Source organism: Gaoshiqia sediminis (assembly GCF_025907915.1).
Lineage (GTDB): Bacteria > Bacteroidota > Bacteroidia > Bacteroidales > Prolixibacteraceae > Gaoshiqia > Gaoshiqia sediminis.
The window spans coordinates 1-6,045 of the sequence record NZ_JAPAAF010000072.1 but is presented as its reverse complement, the minus strand read 5'-3'; the positions used below and the strand labels follow the sequence as shown (position 1 = coordinate 6,045).

8 protein-coding genes are annotated in these 6,045 nt (G+C 50.1%); all 8 read right to left on the bottom strand.

What is annotated here, in order from left to right:
- Positions 1 to 240: 240 nt before the first annotated feature.
- The gene (locus tag N2K84_RS19830; RefSeq protein ID WP_282593577.1) at positions 241 to 2,193 is read right to left on the bottom strand and encodes a polysaccharide biosynthesis protein; all 1,953 of its coding nucleotides are present in this window, start codon (positions 2,191 to 2,193) and stop codon (positions 241 to 243) included.
- Positions 2,194 to 2,243: 50 nt separating this feature from the next.
- A complete protein-coding gene (locus tag N2K84_RS19825; protein ID WP_282593576.1) occupies positions 2,244 to 2,696 on the bottom strand; it encodes a hypothetical protein in 453 nt (150 codons plus the stop codon).
- Positions 2,697 to 3,037: 341 nt separating this feature from the next.
- Complete coding sequence (locus tag N2K84_RS19820) at positions 3,038 to 3,439, bottom strand: WbuC family cupin fold metalloprotein (protein ID WP_282593575.1); 402 nt, start codon at positions 3,437 to 3,439, stop codon at positions 3,038 to 3,040.
- 324 nt (positions 3,440 to 3,763) lie between these two features.
- The gene (locus tag N2K84_RS19815; RefSeq protein ID WP_282593574.1) at positions 3,764 to 4,000 is read right to left on the bottom strand and encodes a hypothetical protein; all 237 of its coding nucleotides are present in this window, start codon (positions 3,998 to 4,000) and stop codon (positions 3,764 to 3,766) included.
- 366 nt (positions 4,001 to 4,366) lie between these two features.
- The gene (locus N2K84_RS19810) at positions 4,367 to 4,600 is read right to left on the bottom strand and encodes a DUF2442 domain-containing protein (protein ID WP_282593573.1); all 234 of its coding nucleotides are present in this window, start codon (positions 4,598 to 4,600) and stop codon (positions 4,367 to 4,369) included.
- Positions 4,578 to 4,814, bottom strand: a complete 237-nt coding sequence (locus tag N2K84_RS19805) for a DUF4160 domain-containing protein (RefSeq protein ID WP_282593572.1) — start codon at positions 4,812 to 4,814, stop codon at positions 4,578 to 4,580. Before N2K84_RS19805 ends, N2K84_RS19810 begins: the two co-directional genes overlap by 23 nt.
- 539 nt (positions 4,815 to 5,353) lie before the next feature.
- A complete protein-coding gene (locus N2K84_RS19800) occupies positions 5,354 to 5,626 on the bottom strand; it encodes a type II toxin-antitoxin system RelE family toxin (RefSeq protein WP_282593571.1) in 273 nt (90 codons plus the stop codon).
- Positions 5,623 to 5,823, bottom strand: coding sequence for a hypothetical protein (locus N2K84_RS19795; RefSeq protein ID WP_282593570.1), 201 nt, complete (start codon positions 5,821 to 5,823; stop codon positions 5,623 to 5,625). Before N2K84_RS19795 ends, N2K84_RS19800 begins: the two co-directional genes overlap by 4 nt.
- Positions 5,824 to 6,045: the final 222 nt, after the last annotated feature.

Here is a 6,045-nt window from a genome sequence, read left to right as displayed (position 1 = left end):
GGCCTTACTTATTGAAGATATTGTTATTCTTTGCGGGGGAAACCCTCAGTTAATCAGGACGTTTTATAATTCGAGTTAGGTTTCGAACACTAATGATTTGCAATTCGTGCCCTTGATGAACAATCAGATAGGGCCTTGCTGGCGCAGCACTGTTGCGCAAAAGGCGCCCTGTAAAGGGCAAGGCGAAATGTAACCGGCGATTGGAAATCGCCGCACCCGGGAGCTGCACCCGGAATCCGGTTAGTTTTTGATAATATTTTTGGGGAGGTCGAGCAGCTCGGGTGGAGTTGGGTCGAACTGGCTGAAGGCAGAGTTTTGAGAGATAAACTCAGGAACCAGGGCTTTCATGCGGCAAACCAGCTCGGCATCACTCTCACATCGGGCTGCCTTGATCAGTTCGCCAACGGCCAGGTCAACCACTTCGTATTGATGCTGGCGCACACGGGCTGCCTTAATCTTCGGATGGTGCGTGGGCACCGTATTTTCCTCATCGGCCAGCAGTTCTTCGTACAGCTTCTCGCCCGGACGCAAGCCCGTAAAGTGGATGGGGATATCCACGTTGGGCTTCAGTCCCGATAAAGAGATCATCTTCACGGCCAGGTCGTATATCTTCACCGGCTCACCCATGTCGAACACATAAATCTCACCGCCCTTGCCCATAAACCCGGCCTCCAGCACCAGCTGACAAGCCTCGGGGATGGTCATGAAGTAGCGGATGATATCGGGATGGGTGACCGTTACCGGACCGCCTGCCGCAATTTGCTTGCGGAACAGCGGCACTACCGAGCCATTGGAACCCAGCACATTCCCAAAGCGTGTTGTGATAAACTGGGTTTCTATTTTGTGCGACTGTGTCAGCGCCTGAATATAAATCTCGCAGATGCGTTTGGAGGCGCCCATCACGTTGGTGGGGTTCACCGCCTTGTCAGTCGAAACCATCACAAACTTCTTCACGCCAAACTCTACCGACAGGTCAGCCACCAGGCGCGTACCGCCTACATTCACGCGGATGGCCTCGGCCGGGTTGGCCTCCATCAGGGGAACATGCTTATAGGCCGCGGCGTTAAACACATAATGGGGCCGGTAGGTTTCGAACACCCGCCTCATGCGGAAGGCATTGGTGACGCTGGCCACCACCACCTCGAAGGAAGCCCCCGGGAAGCTCTTCAGCAATTCGTTTTGCAGGTCGTACAAGGCCGATTCGGCCTGGTCGAGCAGGATGACCTGCCGCGTATTGAACGACATCAGCTGACGGACAATTTCGGAACCGATTGATCCGGCGGCGCCGGTAACCAGCACCACTGCCTGTTGCAGGCCTTCGGCTACCCGGGCCTGGTCGAGCCAAATGGCATCGCGGCCCAGCAGGTCTTCGATATTGATTTCGCGGATTTGCTGCGAGCTGAACTGACCGTCAATCCATTCTTTCACCGGGGGAACTTCGCGAACATGCACATTATGCTTCAGACAGCGGTCGAACAGTTCTTTCTTGCGCGAGCTTGTGATCTTGTCCCGGCTGACGGCGAATACAATCTCGTTGATGCCTTCTTCTGCCAGCACCTTCTCAAAGGCCTGCCGCTCCGAATAAATCTGGATACCGCACAGCCGTTTGCCAACCAGGTTTTTGTTGTCGTCGATAAAACCCACGACAGTAGCTTTGGAAAGGCGGTCGTTTTCGAGCACACGCCAGGTGATTTGCCCCAGGTCGCCGGCGCCGAAGATGAGTACCGCGCGATAGCCCTTCCGTGAAACCCCGTAGGTATAATACAGGCTACGGATGATTAGCCGGTAGCCCATCAGCATCACCGAAACCAGGAAAGCATGGATCAGGATGACGGAGAAGGGAATAAACCAAACCTGCGATACCGGCAATTGACGGATGACCAGCGATACCAGCAAAGCCGCCCCGGTAGCCAGGCTGACGGCCACGGCAAACCGCGAGGCATCCTCAATACCCGAATGGCGGATGATGCCCCGGTAAGAACCGCTCCACATAAAGGCAACCAGATAGATCGGCAGGATGATACACACCTGCTGCACAAGCACCTGTACAAACGACACCTTGTCGATCTGCAGGTTGAAACGCAACAAATAAGCCGTGAGCAGCGCCAGTGAAGTAATGGCCAGGTCGGTAGCAAGCACAAGTTTGCGTGGCAAATTGTGCTTGTCGAATTGCTTTTGAATTAATACGTCCATGTTTATCGGGTTTTAAAAATTTTCTGGAATGCGGATGTCGCGGATGAATTTTAATTGGTTATGATGTATTGTTTTATGCTTTGTACAAACCAGTTCAATACAGATTGCTTTCCGTCAAAGCCGGACAGGCAATCGTGCCTCCTCGCAATGACGGGCATTTGAAACGGTTGTGCTGTCCTTTCCCAATCCGTCATTGCGAGCGGAATGAAATGGAGCAGCTTGCCCGGCCACTGACGGGTGGCAATCTGCTTGCTGGTTGTGCCGTCCTTGCCCATCGTCGTCATTGCGAACGTAGTGAAGCAATCTGTTAGCTGGATGGAGGTTGCTTCGCCACTCCCTACGGTCGTTCCTCGCAATGACGGGTGCTTGTTAGAGGGGGGGGTAAAAGGTTTTGCGGCTTCGCCGCAAAACCTTTTACCCCGTACCTCGTCCGACGTCGTCATTGCGAATGAAGCGAAGCGGAATGAAGCAATCTGCCTGCCGGTTTCGCCGTCCTTTCCCAAGCCGTCATGGCGTGCGCAAGCCCGAATCGGAGTGAACTGTCAACAGTTGAACTCCTCCGGAGTTCCGGGGAAAGCCCGTTATATGCCGCCAGTTACACTGGCGGTGATGAATCGTGTCATCCCTTCGGGATGGAGGCGTTGCACCAGCCATTAGATCGCGGATGAATGAAATGGGACGCAGATGACACAGAATGTTTATGATTTTCACAGATCAATTTTGATAAAAATCGTATCCGTTTTTTAAACCTTTCAGGACGGCAAGACCTGAAAGGTTGCGCCACCTGAAGGGACAGCACAAACCAGCCAGCTGCTCCCATTCTAATTCTCAAGATTCTAATCCGCTAATCCTTCCTCATCACGTCTTCGTCGGCCAGGGGAACGTACGGTCCTTCTTTCACCTCCAGGATCACGCTGCCGCTTTCGAGCACTTCCAGCGTGTGCCACTGTCCTTCGGGGATGTGGATGCCATACTCCCCCTGCTTCGGGTCGATCAGGGCCGAACCTGTTTCGGTACCGGCATCGTCGTACCAGATCACCCGAATGCAGCCACGCAGCAGGATGTAGGTTTCGGCTGTATGCCGGTGACGGTGTACGGGTACTTTCGTTCCCGGCTCCAGGGCATTCAACAGGCGCTGCACCGGCGCCTCCATGGCGTTGTGAAAGTTGTGGTTCATCCGCAGTCGCGGACTTTCCTTGGCCGCCTCGGTGACCTGATCCAACAAGGTATTATTAATGAGTTGCATGGTTATTATTTTTGAAACGGTTTTTAAAAAACAGAACGCGGATGACGCGAACCGGTTATGATTGTCGCAGATGATGGCTGATGAAAACAGATTGCCGTCCGTCAGTGGCCGGACAGGCTGTCGCCTCCGTTGCACTACGGCTCCTCGCCATGACAGGCGCTTCTTTGAGGGAGGGGAAAAGATTTGTTCGTCAGTCTTCAACTACTAATCTCTCGGGGTTTTGGCGGTTGTCAAAAAAAGTAAGGAGAAAAATTTTACCCGGATAACGATCTACCGGTTAACAAATAGCTTATCTTCGCTTTTGCCGACCAAATAATCTGCATCTCAGAATCCATATCTTTCCTTCGCTTCCTGAATGACCTGATCATGCGTAAAGACATTTCCCGCATGAACATCCTGTATGCCTTCCAGAATCGAGTCCTGTATTTCGGATGGAAGCTGCTCCCACCAATCATTTCTTTCTTCCTTCTTCAATATTTTTTCAATTTTGAGCAGGAGGGAAGCTTTCTCTGTATGCAGGATTTTTTCGACCAACTCCAATTTTAATGACTGAATATCCATAGCGTAAGGGTTTGAATGATTGTAAAGATAAAGAAAAAACCTTTCCCCTTTACCCCGGCCAACATCGTCATTGCCGAGCGCAAGGCACGAAGCGGGAAGCAATCTACTTGCTGGGTCCGTCATTGCGAGCGTAGCGAAGCAATCTGCCAGCTGGTTCCGTCATTGCGAACGTAGTGAAGCAATCCGTTAGATGGATGGAGGTTGCCGCGTCGCCTCCGTTTCACTACGGCTCGTCGCAATGACGGGCGCTTTTTGGAGAGGGATGAATGTAACCAGGCAGTTTTACATATCATCCAATTGTCGTTACAAACGACTTTCAGCGAACCCCTTGTTACCGCTTCGCTCAAACAAGGGGGAGTTCGGTTGTTATAAAAGTCCTTCCACTAAAATATCTTCATCCAAATCTTCCCAATGGATTCCTTCACCGTCACCAATAAACCTCCAGTTGTTTCTTTGCTCAGGTGTTGCATCACGTAATGAAGGGAACCAATTTATTGGAACTGAGAGTTCCCTCCCATCGTCTAAAACGAGGTACATCTTTATTTCGTCGAACCAAATATTTACTGCATTGGTTGATTTAGTAATTTGTAAAACGCTCATCCCATTTTGTTTTAAAAAGTTCAAGATTTCCCAAAATAATCTTTCTAATTTCGCTTAGTTCACCTGCGTTAAACCTTTTTGACTTTACCAGTTCTGCATTTTCTAAAAGGAACTTTGCGGTACTTCTATCTTTTTCAACATGTATATGCGGAGGATGATGGTCGTTTATATAAAAGAAAAAACGATATCCTCTTATTTGCAATATTGTTGGCATATCTTTTTATTCAAAGGTAATGAATTTTTGTTTCCGGGATAAGTCGTACCATGTCTTTGAGCCACCGTGTAACTTGTTAAGTGGCTTGTTTGGTTATTTACCAAAGCAATCTGCCTGCCAGTTTCGCCGTCCTGTCCCGAACCGTCATGGCGTGCGCAAGCCCGAAGCGGGGTGAACGTTCAACAGTTGAACTCCTTCGGAGTTCCGGGGAAAGCCCGTTATCTGCCGCCAGTTACGCTGGCGGTGATGAATCGTGTCATCCCTTCGGGATGGAGGCTTTGCACCAGCCAGTAGGACGCGAATGAGGCTACTAGTTTATGATGGTCGTCCGTCAAAGCCGGACAAGCTGTCGTTTCCGCTACGCAATGACGCCGCAAGGACCGTCATTACGAACGTAGTGAAGCAATCTGTTATCCGGATGGAGGTTGCTTTCCGTTAAAGCCGGACAGGCTTTCGTTTCCGCTACGCTACGGCTCCTCGCCATGAGGGGCGCTTTTAAGTTCGGGTCGTTTCCTGCATGCAGGGAATCAACACAAAACTCAAAAAGGAGGAAAATCGTCATAGAAATTCTGACGCGTACCAAACTTCAAAAATTCAATCGTTCCCTTGTCTATAAATACGCCAAATCGATATTGGCCATGCTTTATTTTAAAGAACTTGCCACGGCTTTGCAGCGGTTCGCAATGTTTGATATCGGAAATGGTATGGGCATTTTCGCAGTTTTCGATAACCGACTTGATAAGTTTTGACAGAGCCGTGGACTTTAACTTTTTAATGTCCTTCACGAAAGAGCTACGGTATTCTATTTTCATTTTAAGGCGTTCAAAACATCGGCTTTGCTGGCTTTGGCTGTTTTGCGGGCTGCTTTGCAGGCTTTCAGTATCGAAAGGTTCTCCAGTTCTTCGGCTGTGGCCAGTGTTGCGCTGGTAACGCCCTCGAAAAGCGAAACAGCCTGGAGTATTTGTTTTGCCTTAGATTTATTTTTTACATTGATGACAATTGTTTCCATAGTAACTGATGTTTTAGCAAAGATATAAAAAACAACAATTTCTTTTAATGACTGGCCCCGTCATTGCGATCCGGCCACTGCCGGAGAAGCAATCTGCCTGCCAGTTTCGCCGCCCTGTCCCAAGCCTTCATTGCGTGCGCAAACACGAAGCGGGGTGAACGTTCAACAGTTGAACTCCTCCGGAGTTCCGGGGAAAGCCCGTTATCTGCCGCCAGTTACACT

What these genes read in the sequence shown, in the direction of transcription:
- N2K84_RS19815 (WP_282593574.1), bottom strand. Translation starts at nt 4,000, where the DNA reads ATGGATATTCAGTCATTAAAATTGGAGTTGGTCGAAAAAATCCTGCAT.
- N2K84_RS19800 (WP_282593571.1), bottom strand. Translation starts at nt 5,626, where the DNA reads ATGAAAATAGAATACCGTAGCTCTTTCGTGAAGGACATTAAAAAGTTA.
- N2K84_RS19810 (WP_282593573.1), bottom strand. Translation starts at nt 4,600, where the DNA reads ATGAGCGTTTTACAAATTACTAAATCAACCAATGCAGTAAATATTTGG.
- N2K84_RS19830 (WP_282593577.1), bottom strand. Translation starts at nt 2,193, where the DNA reads ATGGACGTATTAATTCAAAAGCAATTCGACAAGCACAATTTGCCACGC.
- N2K84_RS19795 (WP_282593570.1), bottom strand. Translation starts at nt 5,823, where the DNA reads ATGGAAACAATTGTCATCAATGTAAAAAATAAATCTAAGGCAAAACAA.
- N2K84_RS19820 (WP_282593575.1), bottom strand. Translation starts at nt 3,439, where the DNA reads ATGCAACTCATTAATAATACCTTGTTGGATCAGGTCACCGAGGCGGCC.
- N2K84_RS19805 (WP_282593572.1), bottom strand. Translation starts at nt 4,814, where the DNA reads ATGCCAACAATATTGCAAATAAGAGGATATCGTTTTTTCTTTTATATA.